We start from the raw sequence: 15,693 nt of genomic DNA, 5'->3' as shown, positions 1-15,693 counted from the left end.
CGCTCATTCAGTCGTTGCTGCCGTCTTTGGACTAACGGCCGGCGCCTTGAGCATCAGCCGCCGCAGCGCTCGTTGAGCGGGTTTTTCGAAGTAGCGGTAGCAAAGTGTGGCCGTTCCGAACACCGTAAGAACGAACGCGATGAATAGCCACTTTGATCGGTAGTCCAGGCGCATGCCAAAGGCCGCGGCAACGGTGACCGCTGTCAGGATGATCGGGAAGTGCAGCATGTACACCGAGTAGGTAAGCTCGCCGGCGCGCTGTACCCATTTGATCAACGGCAATCGAGGGATCGGCACACACGCGAAAGCGAGCACCACTGGCGGGATGCAGATCACCATCCTGAAATAGCCGTTGTCCGGCCAGAACGAACGACACCAGGTCAGCACGCCGTAGTACGCGAACAGAGCGATGGCCGCGAAGAGCGCGAGACGGTATCGGACGATCCATCGATGAACGATGCACGCGCATCCGCCGAGATAGAAAAGCGCAAAGCATTGGAGGAAGTTGTTGTCAGGCCGGAAGCGAACGAATGCGATCGAGCACACGAACGCGATAAGCAATGCCATGGCCCCTGACTGGCGGAAATACCTGCAGACCACGAAAAACGAGATATAGGCAAATACTTCGACGGAGACGCTCCACGTCACCCCGTTGAACGAATCGTTGAAGGGGTGCTGAAGATTTCCCAGCATCAACAGATGAAGAAAGAACGTGAAAGGGGTGTTGTTCACATACACGAAATCGCTGCCGATCATGGACCGATACGACAGTTGCATCAACGCAATGTACAAAAGCGTGGCGATGTGTAGCGGATAAAGCCTCGACAACCGCAGTGCAAAGAACTCCCTGCCGGTTAGCTGACTGCGGAGGGTGTTCTGATACTTCCAGAAAAATATGAAGCCGCTGATGCACCAGAAGTACTGAACCGCAAGAAATCCCCGATCGAAAAAGGGGCTCAGGATGCACTCAAAAGGAAGTTCGCTATGTGGCGGATTGCCATAATGGTTTCCTACGTATGTCAGAACTGGATAGTGAAAAATCAGAACGGAGAACGAGCATAGGAACCGCAAGATTTCGAGGTTTGCAAGTTTGTGTTCTGGTTCGCTGGCCATGTGTTCGGTCCGGTGTGTCCAGCCAGATCAACAATTTCTGGCTCTCGTGAAGCGCGAATTCTATCACCGGAGGCATTGCTCCAAACGATCAATTTGCCGCGCCGCGCGGTTGCCTGTGACCCTTTAAGCGGTCGGGATAACGGAGGTGTAGTTCATCGCCTTAGAGTCGAAGTCGCAACGCTGATTCTTGGAGTCTGGATGGCGGCTCCGCGGCGACGCGCCTAAGGAACGCAGACGCGACTCAGGCACGCCAACGGCGTCTCTGGTTAATCTGAAGGCACCACCACGACGGAATCAAGTCAATCGATGTTTGAGGTGGCCGTGGGGGAGCAAACGTCTGCGCAAAATCCGAAGAATCGGCCGCTCGATGCATAGGTGAGCGACCATTCCGATGATCAGGGCAAACACTACGCAGAACGCCGAATAGGTCGTCGCTGCGAGCGGCCGGAATGCGTTTGCATCCAATCCAAATTTGTAGCTCACGTTGAAAACAAGCTCTATGGCGAGGACGTGAAAGAGGTAGATCGAATAGCTTGCGTCGCCCCCGAGCTTGAACAGTGTGTTACGGAAAAACGATGATCCCTCAAAGGCCAGTAGACCGATCACGAGCATCGATGCCGGGTACTTCCAGGGAATTGCAGGACCCAGACCGGGGCTGCGCGTCAAATAAAAGATAATTAGTGCGGTCGCTACCAGGACAGCGCCAATGGCTTTGTTGATGAGGTATTTCTGGATGATGAAGTAAGAAATCATCAGACCCACGGCAAACTCGATAAACCGATCGAGAACAAAGTACTGCATCGGCTGGGTATCAGGAATGGGTATGCGCAAGAGAGAAATCGCAACCAGCGAAACGAAGCAGGCGACAAATGCTTTCGATCGAAATGTGACCATCAGCAAAGCAGCAAGCGCGTAAAAGGAAACCTCGTACTCGAGCGTCCACGCTGGCCAATAGATCGGATGCCATGAGGCCCCGTAGACGGGCAGAATCACCAGCGATCCTGCAAGCTCTTCGGCGGACGGATGCTCAGCCCATATCCACATCCGAAACAGGACGTACGCTAATGTGGCAATCCAATAAATGGGGTAGATCCTGATCAACCGGCGGGTCGCAAACGCGCCGGCGCTCTCGTCGGAAAGCATTGCCATGCCGATCACAAGTCCGCTGATCACGAAGAAGATGTCGACTCCCGCAGCTCCAACCATCAATCGCGGTTCGTATCGTGAAACTACATGGTGCGCGACCACAGCGAGCGATGCAAAGAATCGCAGAAAGTGAATCGAGTACAGCTTTTTGTCTCCCACCATTTTTCAGCCCGGCCGCTCGAGCAATAATGTAATGAAGATATCTTACCGTGTCTTTCCAATCTGGCGTCGGCAGGTCGACATGAACACCCGGTTGTCGTGTCAGATGGCGTTTGAGAAATTTGAAACGGGTCCAGCCGATGCGTGGTGGAGATGCGCGAAATTGATATTCGAAGCCCTGGCTGGCGTCTATCGTCGATGCGACGGGGCAGGCCACGCATCTTGTGAATGGGTATCCCGTCGCGCAGAGTTCGCATCGACTCTTGGCCTGCCGGGGATTCGGTGATGTCGATTAGTCGAGGCACAATCGGTCGCGACAGGCGAAGACTCGATCGCGCGCTATCATAGCGGCCGATCCCATATTCCGACCCGCTCTGATCGTGCGCACTGCCCGCAGTTCAAACGTATTTCCGATCCTGTTCCTATCCGCATTCGTGCTTGTCGCGATAGGAGCGCTCTTTGTTCTCCAGGCGCGCGGCCAGATAACGCCGTTGCTGACTGGCGATGCGCAGTTCTCCAGGGACGCGTTCCTGACCTACACACCCGACTACAAGATGACCTTCATGCCAAAGGCAGTTCTGGATGAAGTGTCAGTCAAGGAAAATATCAGGCGCATGCCTGACGGAACGTTCCCGGCATCCGCTGGCCGTCTCGAAACGGCTCCGTTCATGCCGACGCGCTATCTTGGCGTTCCCGTCAAAGGCTCCGACACCAACCAGAGGAACCTGTACAGGCAGAAGTCGATCGTGGAGATCGAGTGCATTCGGACCGGCGATACGATCGATCTTTTGAAAGGGCAGTCAGAAGAGTGGTTCATGTCGACGGTAAGGATTCGGGATGGATGGTGCGATGGACCGGTGAAGGTTATCGCAGTTTCAAAAGCCGACACCCTCCACGTAGGAATCGGGACACCGCTCAAGATATCGGCCCTTCAATACTTCATGAGTGGCACGGTTGGCGTAGTGGTGGCAGCGATGCTCGCGTTTGTGCTGTGCGTTCTCGTATCGGTGCCATTTATCGCGCTGCCGAATTTCGGATGGGGATCGCGCCTGACTTTGGCAGCAGGGTATCCGTCCGTGTTCGGATACATGGCGTTCATGCTTGTCTGGTATTCGGGCGCAAATCCCTTCGTGCTGCAACTGACCGCCTGGGTGTTCCTCGGTACACCAGCGGCACTGTACTGGGCGACACAACGGCGCCACCCTGTCGCCGATTGCCACGAGGAAGACGTTCGACGATTTGTCCTGGGCTTGCTGGTGCTCTGCACGGTCCTTGTACTGCCGTACGTTGTGATCGGTACAGGTGGTGGGTACTGGTTCTCTGCGTACGCTTTCTTTCCCGCCTCGTGGACGACCGACAACATCCTGTCCATGCAGGAAGTCCGATCGATCATCTACGTCGGAGCCATTCATCCTTACCCGCTGGCCACCTGGTCAATATCAGATCGAGGTATCGTTCAACCCGGCACGCTCTTCGCGTTATTCGGATTGCCATGGCTCCGTCAACCGATGCTGGAATGGCCGGTCGGTATCTACGCGCAAGCACTTTTCGCAAGTGTGCTGCAGGGTCTGGCGGTGCCCGCGGGAATGGTTTTTCTGTCGAAGTACATGAAGTCCAACGTTCGTTCCATCCTCGTTGGCGTCATGCTCGTCTGTACGCCATTCATCATGTTCAATTCGGCATACGCGTGGCCGAAGCTCAGTGCGGGCCTTCTCGCGTTGATCGCCATACTGTGGTTTCACTTCTCGGTGCAGACCGGAAACCCGAGATCGATGTGCGTTGCTTTGCTCATTTTCGTTTTCGGCGTGCTCAATCATTCGGCGTCGCTGCTGACGATTTGCGTGCCGATGTGTTATCTGGTGTTCGGGCTGTTAGCCGGCGACCTCAAACTGGACCTTGTATTGAAGGCATTTTCGGGCGCGCCCATACGGCTGGGACTCACGGTGGTCCTTTCTGTCTGCCTGCTTCAATGGGTGGAAGCGATAGAACCGAAATCCAGTTTCCCATTGACATATCTATTGACAGGTGACGGCCGGTTTGGAATGTCCAAGGCACAGATCTGGCAGGCGGTCATTGCCCATTTCCGCGCGTTTACCGTGGAGTCGTTCCTGCGGGAAAAAATTCTTGATCTGAGAGACCTGATCTGGACAACACGTAGCGTGATCGCGCGGGACAATGGCTCTCAATGGTCGCTCCCGGCGATCCGTGCGCGGGAATTCTTTAGCCTTCTGCCAGCGATGGGACCCGGTATGCTCCTGGCGTTCGTCATGAGTATGGTCGGGCGGCGGACACGACCGAATCAGGCTGGTAGCGCGGACGAGTCGATAGATCGTGGGCTCTTGCTCATGGGGCTAAGCTGTATCGTGAGTCTGCTGCTGGTTGTGCTCCTTTGCGGGATGGAGGCAATCGTGCTCCAACTGCCGTATGGGATCATTTTGTGCCTGTTGACGGTCATGCTCCTATCGTGCCGGGGAAACAAATTGGCGCTGTCATTGGGAGTGCTTGCACAGGTCCTCAATCTCGCCTTTGTCTGGTATTTCGGTGCCGCTCAACTCTGGAACGCGTTTGCGTCTGGCTCGTTCTACAGTTGAGTGAGAATCGCACCAAATCTTTCCTGCCGGGATCCGTTACGAAGGTCCGCTTTGCCGTGCACGCTGCTCATGCATATTCAACATGCGCAGCCACGTCGTAGGGCGTGGCATACGCGTGTCCCAACACCAACGAAATATGGGATCATTGCCCACCGAAAATTCTGTGGCGCACTTCTCATGCTTGGCAAAAAGCCTCACCTGATCCCGTTCCTGATCAGTCTTGGGTGCCTGTCCGGACTGCTGGCGATCTGGGTCTCGCTCTATGGCCCGTCCTGGCCATATCGAGATTCGTTCGTCTATTTTCTACTTCTCGACCTGTTCAGGGACGGGAAGATGACGTTGCTGAGCTTTATCCCCATCAGAAACAACGAGCACCTCGTCGCATTTCATTACGCTTTCGGTGTCGCGATCCTGCTGCTCTCAGGCTTCAAGATCAAGGCGTTCATTGTTTTCAACGCAGTGCTCCTGGCCGTCACGGTCGTATATCTGTACGTGACTACGCAATCTTCAGGACGCGACAGGATCGCTGGCGCGATTCTGCCTTTCGTGATTGCGATCGGCCTGTCGAATGCGGCGCAGGCGAGCTATCTGCTGTGGGAATTCCAGATCTGGTTGTACATCGATCTGGCGTTGCTGGCGATCAACTGCTTTCTGATCGAGCGATACGCGCTGCGTGCGTACCCGGTGGTATTCGTCCTGTGTGTGCTCGCAACGGGCAGCGAAGCTCAAGGAGCATTCCTTTGGGTGGCGTCGGCGATCCACATTTTCTGCGCGGTGAACCTCGGCGCAGACACGTCGAAAAAGCGTGCTGGTACCGCGATTATCGTTTTGCACGTCGTGCTCTTTCTTGCGGCGGCATGGCTGATAACTCGAGTCACTCACGATCATCCGGCAGTCGTTCAACCCGCTCACGGCGTGATTCCAAGAGTCATGCAGCGTGTGACGTATCTGATCCAACTGCTGGGAAGCGGTTTTGGTGTGAGGAGTGAGAAGTTCGCGCTCTGGGCCGGACTAGTGTCGCTCCTGTGCTGGATGGTTGGTACCGTGTACGCAGCGCGAGCACGCTTCGCTACGAGCGTTTCGCGTGTTGCACTCGTGCTGACGAGCACCGCGTTGCTCTGGGCGGGTGCGTTTTCTGTCGGACGGGCGGACCTGGGCATCGATTGGGCGCTGTCGCAGTTTCACGCAGCGCCGATGCTGATGCCGTTCTTTGTTGGCCTTGGACTGTACGGAGTCGGGTTGCTGGATCGCAGAAAGCCGGCATTCGCGCTGGTGCTCCTCGTCGTTGGCATTGCGCCAACGTTTACGTCGATTCCCTTGGGATATGTGCGGTCGGCGGACATCAAGAAGGATTCGATGATCGCAGTGGCGGCGGAATGCGCTGGCGGGTCGGATTTTCTCAAGCGGCATGTGGACGGTCTCGAATCGCATCCGATACTGTTCGATGCGTTTCAGAAATATCAGCCCCGGCTTTGTGCCCAGATGTCGCACCTGGAGCGAGATAAGAAGGTAGCGGCAATGCCTGACGAATGGGAGCGTCTTGCAGCGGGAGACGACCATCACAGGAAGGCGCTCTCGACCCTGTGGGACGAATACCTCGTTCGTGGCGACCTGCAGGATGCCTTTCCCGCAAAGAGTCCAACTCGGGCACAGGACCTGCTGAAGTGGGCCGCCTCGGATGCAGCTCATGGAAGCGGGTTCAACCATGAACTCCTTGGGCCTTACGCCGCGGACTATATCGAGCTTGCGAAGAAGCTGTAGCGAGCGGCCCGACGAAGCGTTACTGCGACGGTTTGGCGGGCCCGGCGGACAGGCTCACGCTAACGTGCGGTTCATCGTTTCTGCGGCTCGGCAAGCAGGCCCGCTTGAGCCAGTCGAGCACCGGAACTTCAATCAGTTTGTGGATAGCTACACCAACCGCCAGAGACTCCACGATTAGCACGCATGACATGAAAACCGGATGAGCTTTTGCCGGCATTCCCCATTGGTCAAGGTGAACGCCTGTGAAGTCGAGCGTGATGATGTGAGTCAGGTAAATGCTGTAGCTGGCTGCGCCGCCAAGTTGCAGCCAGCGATTCTCGAAGATGCGCGCGCGTTCGAAGGACAGCGCTCCGAGTAGCAGCAGCGTTGCGCCAACGCCTAGTTCGAGCGGTCGGGCAAGGTGGAAAGCGTGCGGATCTTCCTGGATGATGAGCACCGCGGACTGGTAGGTCCACAGCAATGCGATACCGGCGATAACGCACAACGCACCGACGGTCGGCGGAACCCGTTTGCCGCGCGCGACGAGTTGCGCAATTGCCATCCCTGCGCAGAATTCGAGGCAGATTCCGGTCGAAAAGATGGCGTCAGTTGGTGAACTTGGAACCGGAATACGTAGCAGACCAATCGCGCCGAACAAGACCATGCAGACCACGAACGCCTGCTGTCTATAAGCGATGAGCGCGGCGGTGGCAACGGCATAGAACAGCATTTCGTACATCAATGTCCACGCAGGGAAGTAGATGACGTGCCAGTTCGATCCGAAGTGAGGGATCAACAGGAAGGACCGCCACAGCAGGTCCAGGGGCTGGGGCTCGCCCCACGTGTGATAGCGAAAAAATGCATATACCGCCGTGGCAAGCCAGTACATCGGCAGCACACGGATGATTCGCTTTGTCGCGAATTGACCGGCGCTTTCGTGTTTGATCAGCGCGAGCCCGATAACGATGCCGCTAATGACGAAGAACACATCCACCCCGGCAGCGCCGACGAGGACGTGCTGGTTGCCGAGGCCGGTAGTAACGTGGTGCACGACAACAGCCAGCGCGGCGACGAATCGCATGCAGTGGACGGAGTTGAGCTTGTCGTTTGCTTTCATGGTGGGGACGGCGTTCGATGGCAATGTGCGCGGGCGATATAGTACCGCGCAATGACGCGGCGGGCGCCGCATGGAAAGGTCGAGTGAAATACTTTCGGCCTTCGGTCGCCATGCGACTGGGGACAATCCTGCGCTGAACTGTTTTTCAGGTATAGATCATGACGCCAGCCATCGCTGACGTCCGGAAACCACGGCTGGAAGGATGCCTCCCCGACACCCGGCGATGCCTCAGCGGGGTGCACATGTGTCAAAATTCCGCGAATCTTCAAATCGCGTACCGAATCGAATCGAGTCATGAATATCAGCTGGGGCAGCCGTAAGTTCGAGGCCAATGGTCTTGTGGTTCTTTTTTCGTTGATCGCCGTTGTGCTTCGGATCGCGTTCTGGGCATACACCGGCAGGGTGTGGGAAGACTCGCTGATCGCGCTGGCGTCGGTCCAGAACATGTGGGATGGCCTCGGGCTCACTCAGCATGTCGGTGAGGCGCCCATCTACAGTTTCTCGTCTCCGCTCGATGTGATCGTTCTGGCTTTGGGCGAGTGGGCCAGGCAGGGGATCACGGTGATTCGCCTTGCCAGTCTCGCGTCGTCGGTTATCGCGATCGTCCTGGCCGGGAAAATCTTCGAACGATGCGACGTGAACCGTGTCGGGCAGATCGCGTGTTTCAGCTATCTTGCGTGTGACCATCTGCAGATCTTTTTTGGCATGAGCGGGATGGAAACGCAGATGGCCACCGCCTTGGGGATCGCGCTGGTTTACTTCAGCATCTCTCAAAACGCATGGGCGTTCGGCGTGTCTTGCGGATTGGCCATCCTGGCTCGACTTGAGCTTGCCGTGGTCGTGGCCGTCTGTGCGATTCCGTTTCTCGTCGATTTTGTGCGATTTGTCGGGGATACGAAGACTCGAGGTCGGATTGTCAAAATCGCAATTGCGACTTTCGGCCTGCTCGTCCCATGGGTCGCATTTACGACGATCTACTACGGGACACCGGTCCCTCAAACGGTAACCGTTAAAAGCTTCGCAAATGGCTCGCCTGGTCTGTCAGGAGCTGGCGGCTATTTAGATCACATGTGGAAGCAGGTGGCACCTTTTCGAGAATTTTGGTTCGTGAATACTGCACCTCTTCCGGACGCGTTGCTCAAAATCGTGGTCGCGGTGATGGTGTTGCTCGCGCTTGTTGGGTTGTTTGCCGCGATCTGGAACAGGTCGCCAATCTGGACAGCTGGTTTGTCGGCGTTGGGATTCTGGACCTATATGGTTCTCTGCCACGTGAACCCGTACTTCATGTGGTATACACCACCGTTTATCGCGATTACCTTTTTGACAATTGCTTACGGCATATCTGCGCTAAACAGCATGTCGAGAAGTGGTGCGATCATTCTGTCGACTCTGTCGGTTGTCGCATACGCAATTCATTTGCCATTTACTTTGCCTTTGGACAGGATGCAACAAATCTCGATCGAAGATGGGGTGCGCCAACGTACTGGCATTGCCCTGCGCGAGATGATGAAGCCGGGCGATACCGTGTACCTCGAACCCTTGGGCTACGTGGGCAGCGAGGTGAGAACCAGAACCGTCTACGATAATCCGGGGCTGGCTTCAAAGGTCGCGTTTCAGGCTTACAAAAAATATGGCTATAAGATGATGGAAGCGTTGCGACCGAATTTTCTCGTGCTGCGCGTCGGAGATATTCCGCTGGTCGAGTCGCAAATGCCAGATTTGCTGAGCGGCTACACACAATGTTTTCATATCGATAGCGGAACCGGTAATTATCTGTCCTTGCACGGACTCTCATATTCGATCGGCGGAGATCACGAATTTTTCATCTACAAGCGAAAATCAATGTGATGTTCGGACCTCGGCGGTCCTTTCAATGCGCGTTTTGCGATCAGCGCCCGAGGTTGCAGCGATAGGTCGATCGTCAGATTGTTTGACCGTAAACGGAATCTGGCGACCCGCGGTGCTGCGCTCGCTGGTGGGCGCTGGAACCCGAAGGGCTTCCCTGTGCTCTATACGTGCGCGAACCCGTCGACAGCGGTTCTGGAAGTCGCGTGCATGCGACCGGACTCCTTCCGCTGTGCAACCTGCATCTCGTGTCGATAGACGTTCCGGATGAGTGGATTATGTCGGCATATGAGCCACAGCTACTGGATGACTGGCACGTGTTGGAGCGGGATCCGGTATCGACCGTCAGGATTACGCAGGGATGGCTCGAGCGAGGGGAGCAGTTTGTCATGCGCGTACCTTCGGTCGTGTGTCACGCAGACAGCAATCTGGTCCTGAACACGCGTCATCGGGCCATGCAAAAGGTCCGGGTCGTGGAAAACGAGCCTTTCGCGATGGATTTCCGCTTTTCAGATGGACCCTGCTTGATGCGGTGCTTCTCCCGGCAGGTCAGCAATAGACCTGATGAATGATGGCAACCGGGCTGCCGGTACCCATGCCGGAGCGGGCCGTGTTCAATCGCGCCTCGCAGCCTTGACGTGACAGTCGGCCAACCGGTCGAAGTACCTGAGCGCGGCGGACATTAGCCCTATCTGCTTGCGACACGTGTCTTCGGTGTCGGCCCGGACGATCCAGCCCCTCTCACGCATCGACTTGAGCCGCGCATGCAGCATCGCGGGCGAACCAGGTTCGCTTCTGCCCATCTATAGCTCTTTCTCTGCGTCGACAGGCTGTAATTCATCGAGCGCTTCGTCGCGATGACGACCGGTTACCCGAGCGTCACGCTGATCGTCTTCCATGCGCTCAAACTGGCGCCTTCGCTGCAGACCAGACGTCCCATCGTACGGCACGAGACCGGCTGAACGCAGCACGGAACGAACCCGGTACCTCAGTGAGAAAGCGCCGGGGCGCCAAGGCGCACGGAGTCACGCAGTCGCCGCAACCAGGCCGAACAGACGCTCGAGCCGGTTGCGCTGCGCGGGCAAGAGGCCGGGCGTCGCCGAAGCCTGGCTGATGCGGGCGCGCCAGTACGCGCCGTTGAACAGATGCGTTGCGCCCCCCGCTTTCAGCACGTGCTCGAGATGCGAGATCGCGGCTTCGACGTTCTGCGGCGAGTAAGGGCTCTTGAATGAACTCGCAGGGTGCCTTGCGTTCATGGGTCGTTGTACGGTTCTGTTCTGCATGGTCGCGTCCTGTCTCTCATCAGGCTGACGGACCATATTGGCTGCGATTTATTTCAATCGTTCGTACAGCGCGGGCCAATCGACGGCGACGAGCGGAATCGTCGTGTCGCCGCGCGCGCGGTACGAGAAAAAGCGCATCCAGCCGTCGAGAAAGATGCCGAGGCCGGGACGCAACAGGCACGGCGGCCGTGCGACGAGCGGCGTCACGGTGTGCGGAATCTGCGCGGCGAGCTCGTCGAGACGCGGTACGCTGGAAGCGTTGCCGCCTTCGCTTGCGAGGAACGCCTGGACCGCTTCGTCGACCGTGCGCGTACACAGTTCGACGAACGACACGCCGAGATCCATCAGGCGCGCAGTGATCTCGTCCGGCGCGGTGTCGCGCCGCGGCACGCGCTGCAGGATGGCCCGCCGCACCTGCTCCGGCGCGACGCGGAAGGCGGTCTCGCCGTGATGCAGTGCTGCGTTGAAAAGCGGGTAGCTGGCCAGCCACCCTCCCGGCATGCGCGCCGTTTCCGGCGCGACGCGATTGCCCGCGCCATGCATGCCCGTGTGTCCGACCATGGGGTCGGGCATCGGCAGTTCTCTCAGGTTCATTGTTATTGATTTTGTAGTGTTTTTCAGGCACCGCAGACGGCGAAGCGATGCACGGCGTACTACCGTTCCCCGATCGGCAGGGACTGATGATCTGTCCCAACGCGCATGGAAAGGCAACAGTTTCGGGGTAGCTTGCGTAAAGCGCAAGCATGGAAAAATGAAATTTTAAAATTCTCGCGACGGATTCCGTCTGCTGGCACCGTTCAAGCAGACAGAACGCCGCGCGGAGAGGCCGCACGGCTCCTGGCTCGAGGAAGCCGCTTTACTAACCTGTCAGCTTGCATCGGAGGTCTACATGAAGTCGATCTACATCGCGAAGGCTGTGACAGCCGCCGTCGTGACGCTCGCCGCAACGGCGACGTTCGCTCAGGCCGTCATCGTTGCGCCGCCCCCACCGCCACGCGTCGAAGTCGTGCCCGGGCCGCGCCCTGGCGCGGTCTGGGATCCGGGTCACTGGGCGTGGCGCGGCGGGCGTTACGTGTGGATCGGCGGTCACTGGCAGGCGGTGCGTCCGGGCTACCGCTGGATTCCGGGTCACTGGGTCCAGCGTGGGCCGAACTGGCGCTGGGTGCCGGGGCATTGGGCCTGATCGCGGCCACGCTTGCAGGCCGCGCCGTCGAAACGGCGCGGCAGGTTTATGTCCGCCACGCTGTCGTCGTATATTGAGCGGCGCGCCGGCCGCCTTGCCGCGCAGTCGTTCGTAACGACGCGCGTCGGGGCCGGCCGGATGGATCGTGCAGTGAACACGAACGTAGTCATCTCAGAGGGAGCACCGGCACGTGAAGCAGTATTGCGCCGCGTATCCGGCGGCAGGGGCTGTCGCGCGGCCGCATCGGGGCCCGCGCCGGAGCAGCGCGCCTTGAGCGATCGCGACACAGGTCACAGCAGCGGACGCAATGACGGACGCAACGGCGGCCTCGACCCGGACGCCGAGCTCGTCGAACGGGTCGGCCAGCGCGACGCCGCTGCCGTACGCACGCTGATTGCGCGCAAGCTGCCGCGCCTGTTGCGGCTGGCCACTCGCATGCTGGGAGACCGTATGGAAGCGGAGGACGTCGCGCAGGAAGCGTTCGAGCGGATCTGGACGCATGCGCCGCGCTGGAAGGCGGGCGAGGCGAAGTTCGACACCTGGCTGCATCGGGTCGCGCTGAACCTCTGCTACGACCGGTTGCGCGCGCACCGTGAGACGCCCGTCGACGACGCGCCCGATGTCGCCGACCACGCCGCGACGCCCGCCGAGCATGCGGAGCGGCAGTCGCGCGACGCGCAGATCCGCGCGGCGCTCTCGTCGTTGCCCGCGCGCCAGCGCGAGGCGCTGGTCTTGAACTACTACCAGGAACTGTCCAACATCGAGGCGGCCGCGCTGATGGGCATTTCGGTCGACGCGCTCGAAAGCCTGCTCGCGCGGGCACGGCGCAATCTTCGCGCGCTGCTCGTCGAACGCGGCGAGGGCAAGGAAGCATCATGACATCTGAACCGAACACTCCCCAGCATGCCCCGATGGGCGAAGCGCGCTTTCGCGCGATCGTCGACGCGTACGGCGCCAATGCGCAGCGCTGGCCGGACGCCGAACGCGACGCTGCGCGCGCGTGGGCCGACGCGCATCGCGACGACGCGCATGCATTGCTCGACGCCGCCGCCGGCATCGACGACTGGCTCGACCGCTACGAGGTCGCGCCCGCGAGCGACGCGCTGCATCGCCGCATCGTCGCGTCGGCGCCGCGCGGGCGCACGCTGCTGGCGCCATCGCGCGCGCGCTCGTGGTGGTCCGGCGCGGCACTCGCGGGAGTGGGGCTGCTCGGCGGCCTGACGGGGGCGCTCGCCGTATCGTTCTTCGTGCTGTCGGGCGCGCCCGACGCGAGCCGGACGTCGCTGCACGATCCGTCGTATCTGACCACAAGCTTCGGCGGGTCTTCCGCGGACTGGAGTGACCAATGAGTAGCGGTGCTTCGCGATGGATACTGGTCGCGTCGGTGGTCCTGAACGTCTTCCTGGTGGGCGGGCTCGCGGGCGGCACGGTGCAGTGGTTTTCGTCGCACGGCAAACGCGAGGTAGCCGCGGCGCGCGCACCTGGGCGGCCGCTGCGCTTCGCTGCCGAAAGCCTGTCGCCGGAGCGGCAGAAGCAGTTCTTCGAAGCGCTGAAGAGCGCGCGCCGTGAAGGCCGTGCGGACGCGCGCGAAGCGCGGGCAGGGCGCGAGGACGTGCTCGATATCGTCGCCGCGCGGCAGTTCGATCGCGCGGCGCTTGACGCGGCGCTCGCGCGCACGCGCGCCGGTGATGTCGCGTTGCGCACGCGGGTCGAGCAGGCGGTCGCGGATTTCGCGGCCACGTTATCGCCCGACGAGCGTGCGCGTTTCGCCGAAGGTTTGCGGATGAACGGTCAGTGGCGTCTGCCCGGCACCGCGAAGAAGCCGGCATCGGGTGCGGAACAGACGTCGCAGGCGACGGCAGCGAGCGCCGCGTCTGACGGCGATTGAAAAATACCGAAACAAAAATCGCCGCAGTGCGCGACGGATTTCTCCGCGATGACCGTTGAACAGGACATCGAAGCACGAAGGAATCCGCATGGCCACCGAAACTGGTAATGCAGGCCGGGCGAACCCGGCCGCGATCGCGCTGAACCGTTTCGGTCTCGGCGCCCGCCCCGACGATCAGCCGCCCGCCGATCCGCACGCCTGGCTCGTCGCGCAGTTCGACCGCTATCAGCCGCTGCCGGCCGCGTGGTCGTCGCAGCAGACGAGTACCGCGATCGCGCAGGAAGCCGCGCAGCAGCGCATGCAGGCGACGCAGAACGCGGGTGGTTTCAATGCCAATGCGGGTAACGGCGCGGGCAATGGCGCAGGCAACAACGCCGTCATGCCGCGCAATCAAGCCGGCGCGCAGAATGCCGCGAACAACGCAGCCAACAACGCCGCGAGCGACCCCGTCGCGAACGCGCGCCGTGCCGTCAACATGATGCTGCGCCGCGAAGCGCGCGATACCTACCGCGAAGCGGTGGATGCGCGCATCGTCAGCGCGCTCGATACGCCCGCGCCGTTCGTCGAGCGTCTCGTGCATTTCTGGGCGAATCACTTCGCGGTATCGGTCGACAAAGGGCCGGTGGCGGCCTTCGCCGGCGCGTTCGAAATGGAAGCGATCCGCCCGCACGTGCTCGGACGTTTCGAGGACATGCTCGTCGCGGTGGAGCAGCACCCGGCGATGCAGCTGTTCCTCGACCAGACGCGCTCCGTCGGCCCCGACAGCACGGCGGCGATCCGCGCGGCCGAGCGCAATCCCGACGTGAAGCGCGGCCTCAACGAGAACCTGGCGCGCGAGATCATGGAACTGCACACGCTTGGCGTGCGCACCGGCTACACGCAGCAGGACGTGACCGAATTCGCGCGCGCGATGACCGGCTGGAGCATCGCGAATGCGCTGGGGCGGCGTCCCGATCTGGGGCCGCCCGGCACCTTCATGTTCCGTCCGAACCTGCACGAACCCGGCGCGCGCACGATACTCGGCCGCACGTACGACGAGCCGGGCGAAGGCCAGGCGCGCGCGGTGCTGCATGACCTCGCGGCATCGCCCGCCACCGCGAACCATCTCGCGACCAAGCTCGCGCGCCACTTCATCGCGGACAACCCGCCGCAGTCCGCGGTCGATCGTCTCGCTGCCGCGTACACGAAGAGCAACGGCGATCTGCCCACAGTGTACCGCGCGCTGATCGATGCGCCGGAAGCATGGGCGCCCGCCGACGTGAAGTTCAAGACGCCATGGGAGTGGACCGTGTCGGCGATGCGCGGGCTCGGCTGGCGCGATCTCGGCGGCATGCAGGGCGCGCCGCTGCTGACGCAGCTGGGTCAACCGGTCTGGCGGCCGGGTTCGCCCGCCGGTTACGACGACATCGCCGCGAGCTGGGCCGCGCCCGATGCGCTCGTGCGCCGCGTCGAGGTTGCGCCGCGCCTTGCCGCGCGTTCGGGCGAAGGACTCGATCCGCGTACGCTGGGCGGCTCGATGTTCGCGGGCAGTCTCAGCACGCCGACCGCGACCGCCGTGTCGCGCGCCGAGAGCACGACCACGGCGCTTGCGCTGCTGATCGTGTCGCCCGATTTCCAACGGAGATAGT

At 60.2% G+C, this 15,693-nt stretch carries 15 protein-coding genes and 1 pseudogene; 10 read left to right on the top strand and 6 right to left on the bottom strand.

What is annotated here, in order from left to right; all coding sequences use genetic code 11:
* Nucleotides 1-3 precede the first annotated feature (3 nt).
* Both DVS29_RS20595 and DVS29_RS20590 read right to left on the bottom strand, forming a co-directional pair.
* Nucleotides 4-1,113, bottom strand: a complete 1,110-nt coding sequence (locus DVS29_RS20595; protein WP_118182339.1) for an acyltransferase family protein — start codon at nucleotides 1,111-1,113, stop codon at nucleotides 4-6.
* A gap of 294 nt (nucleotides 1,114-1,407) precedes the next feature.
* The gene (locus DVS29_RS20590; RefSeq protein WP_118182338.1) at nucleotides 1,408-2,421 is read right to left on the bottom strand and encodes an acyltransferase family protein; all 1,014 of its coding nucleotides are present in this window, start codon (nucleotides 2,419-2,421) and stop codon (nucleotides 1,408-1,410) included.
* A gap of 377 nt (nucleotides 2,422-2,798) precedes the next feature.
* Between DVS29_RS20590 and DVS29_RS20585 the strand changes: the two genes are divergently transcribed.
* Nucleotides 2,799-5,009 (top strand): hypothetical protein, encoded by a 2,211-nt coding sequence (locus DVS29_RS20585; protein WP_124800671.1) that lies wholly within the window; start codon nucleotides 2,799-2,801, stop codon nucleotides 5,007-5,009.
* Between the two features lie 177 nt (nucleotides 5,010-5,186).
* Nucleotides 5,187-6,770: a hypothetical protein gene (locus DVS29_RS20580; protein WP_118182336.1), complete on the top strand. Its 1,584-nt coding sequence runs from the start codon at nucleotides 5,187-5,189 to the stop codon at nucleotides 6,768-6,770.
* A 19-nt stretch (nucleotides 6,771-6,789) separates the two neighbouring features.
* Here the strand turns inward: DVS29_RS20580 and DVS29_RS20575 are convergent, their stop codons facing one another.
* On the bottom strand, nucleotides 6,790-7,866 hold the full coding sequence (locus DVS29_RS20575; protein WP_164707956.1) for an acyltransferase family protein: 1,077 nt from the start codon (nucleotides 7,864-7,866) through the stop codon (nucleotides 6,790-6,792).
* Between the two features lie 294 nt (nucleotides 7,867-8,160).
* Here DVS29_RS20575 and DVS29_RS20570 point away from each other — a divergent pair, with 294 nt between their 5' ends.
* The 3 genes from DVS29_RS20570 to DVS29_RS38255 all read left to right on the top strand — a co-directional run bounded on the left by DVS29_RS20570 (nucleotide 8,161) and on the right by DVS29_RS38255 (nucleotide 10,283).
* Complete coding sequence (locus tag DVS29_RS20570; RefSeq protein ID WP_118182334.1) at nucleotides 8,161-9,714, top strand: hypothetical protein; 1,554 nt, start codon at nucleotides 8,161-8,163, stop codon at nucleotides 9,712-9,714.
* Between the two features lie 78 nt (nucleotides 9,715-9,792).
* A complete protein-coding gene (locus tag DVS29_RS38260) occupies nucleotides 9,793-9,969 on the top strand; it encodes an RES domain-containing protein (RefSeq protein ID WP_338069337.1) in 177 nt (58 codons plus the stop codon).
* A gap of 20 nt (nucleotides 9,970-9,989) precedes the next feature.
* Nucleotides 9,990-10,283: an RES domain-containing protein gene (locus DVS29_RS38255; RefSeq protein ID WP_338069338.1), complete on the top strand. Its 294-nt coding sequence runs from the start codon at nucleotides 9,990-9,992 to the stop codon at nucleotides 10,281-10,283.
* Nucleotides 10,284-10,325: 42 nt separating this feature from the next.
* On the opposite strand, the pseudogene DVS29_RS37885 reads toward DVS29_RS38255, so the two are convergent.
* From DVS29_RS37885 to DVS29_RS20550, 3 genes and pseudogenes are all read right to left on the bottom strand, one after another.
* A pseudogene (locus tag DVS29_RS37885) lies at nucleotides 10,326-10,514 on the bottom strand (winged helix-turn-helix domain-containing protein); the annotation flags it as partial.
* A gap of 222 nt (nucleotides 10,515-10,736) precedes the next feature.
* The gene (locus DVS29_RS20555) at nucleotides 10,737-10,994 is read right to left on the bottom strand and encodes a hypothetical protein (RefSeq protein WP_240655707.1); all 258 of its coding nucleotides are present in this window, start codon (nucleotides 10,992-10,994) and stop codon (nucleotides 10,737-10,739) included.
* Nucleotides 10,995-11,042: 48 nt separating this feature from the next.
* Entirely contained in the window at nucleotides 11,043-11,588 is a 546-nt protein-coding gene (locus DVS29_RS20550) for a hypothetical protein (RefSeq protein WP_124800670.1), read from the bottom strand.
* A gap of 295 nt (nucleotides 11,589-11,883) precedes the next feature.
* Between DVS29_RS20550 and DVS29_RS20545 the strand changes: the two genes are divergently transcribed.
* The 5 genes from DVS29_RS20545 to DVS29_RS20525 all read left to right on the top strand — a co-directional run bounded on the left by DVS29_RS20545 (nucleotide 11,884) and on the right by DVS29_RS20525 (nucleotide 15,692).
* The gene (locus DVS29_RS20545) at nucleotides 11,884-12,177 is read left to right on the top strand and encodes a YXWGXW repeat-containing protein (RefSeq protein WP_118182329.1); all 294 of its coding nucleotides are present in this window, start codon (nucleotides 11,884-11,886) and stop codon (nucleotides 12,175-12,177) included.
* Between the two features lie 138 nt (nucleotides 12,178-12,315).
* Nucleotides 12,316-13,056: an RNA polymerase sigma factor gene (locus tag DVS29_RS20540; RefSeq protein ID WP_420816148.1), complete on the top strand. Its 741-nt coding sequence runs from the start codon at nucleotides 12,316-12,318 to the stop codon at nucleotides 13,054-13,056.
* Nucleotides 13,057-13,088: 32 nt separating this feature from the next.
* Entirely contained in the window at nucleotides 13,089-13,526 is a 438-nt protein-coding gene (locus DVS29_RS20535) for a hypothetical protein (protein ID WP_118182327.1), read from the top strand.
* On the top strand, nucleotides 13,523-14,065 hold the full coding sequence (locus DVS29_RS20530) for a periplasmic heavy metal sensor (RefSeq protein ID WP_118182326.1): 543 nt from the start codon (nucleotides 13,523-13,525) through the stop codon (nucleotides 14,063-14,065). The genes DVS29_RS20535 and DVS29_RS20530 overlap by 4 nt, the downstream gene beginning before the upstream one ends.
* Before the next feature lie 88 nt (nucleotides 14,066-14,153).
* Nucleotides 14,154-15,692, top strand: a complete 1,539-nt coding sequence (locus tag DVS29_RS20525) for a DUF1800 domain-containing protein (protein ID WP_118182325.1) — start codon at nucleotides 14,154-14,156, stop codon at nucleotides 15,690-15,692.
* Nucleotide 15,693: the final 1 nt, after the last annotated feature.

The organism is Paraburkholderia phosphatilytica, from assembly GCF_003443895.1.
Classification (GTDB): domain Bacteria; phylum Pseudomonadota; class Gammaproteobacteria; order Burkholderiales; family Burkholderiaceae; genus Paraburkholderia; species Paraburkholderia phosphatilytica.
This window is presented reverse-complemented; position numbering and strand designations above follow the sequence as displayed.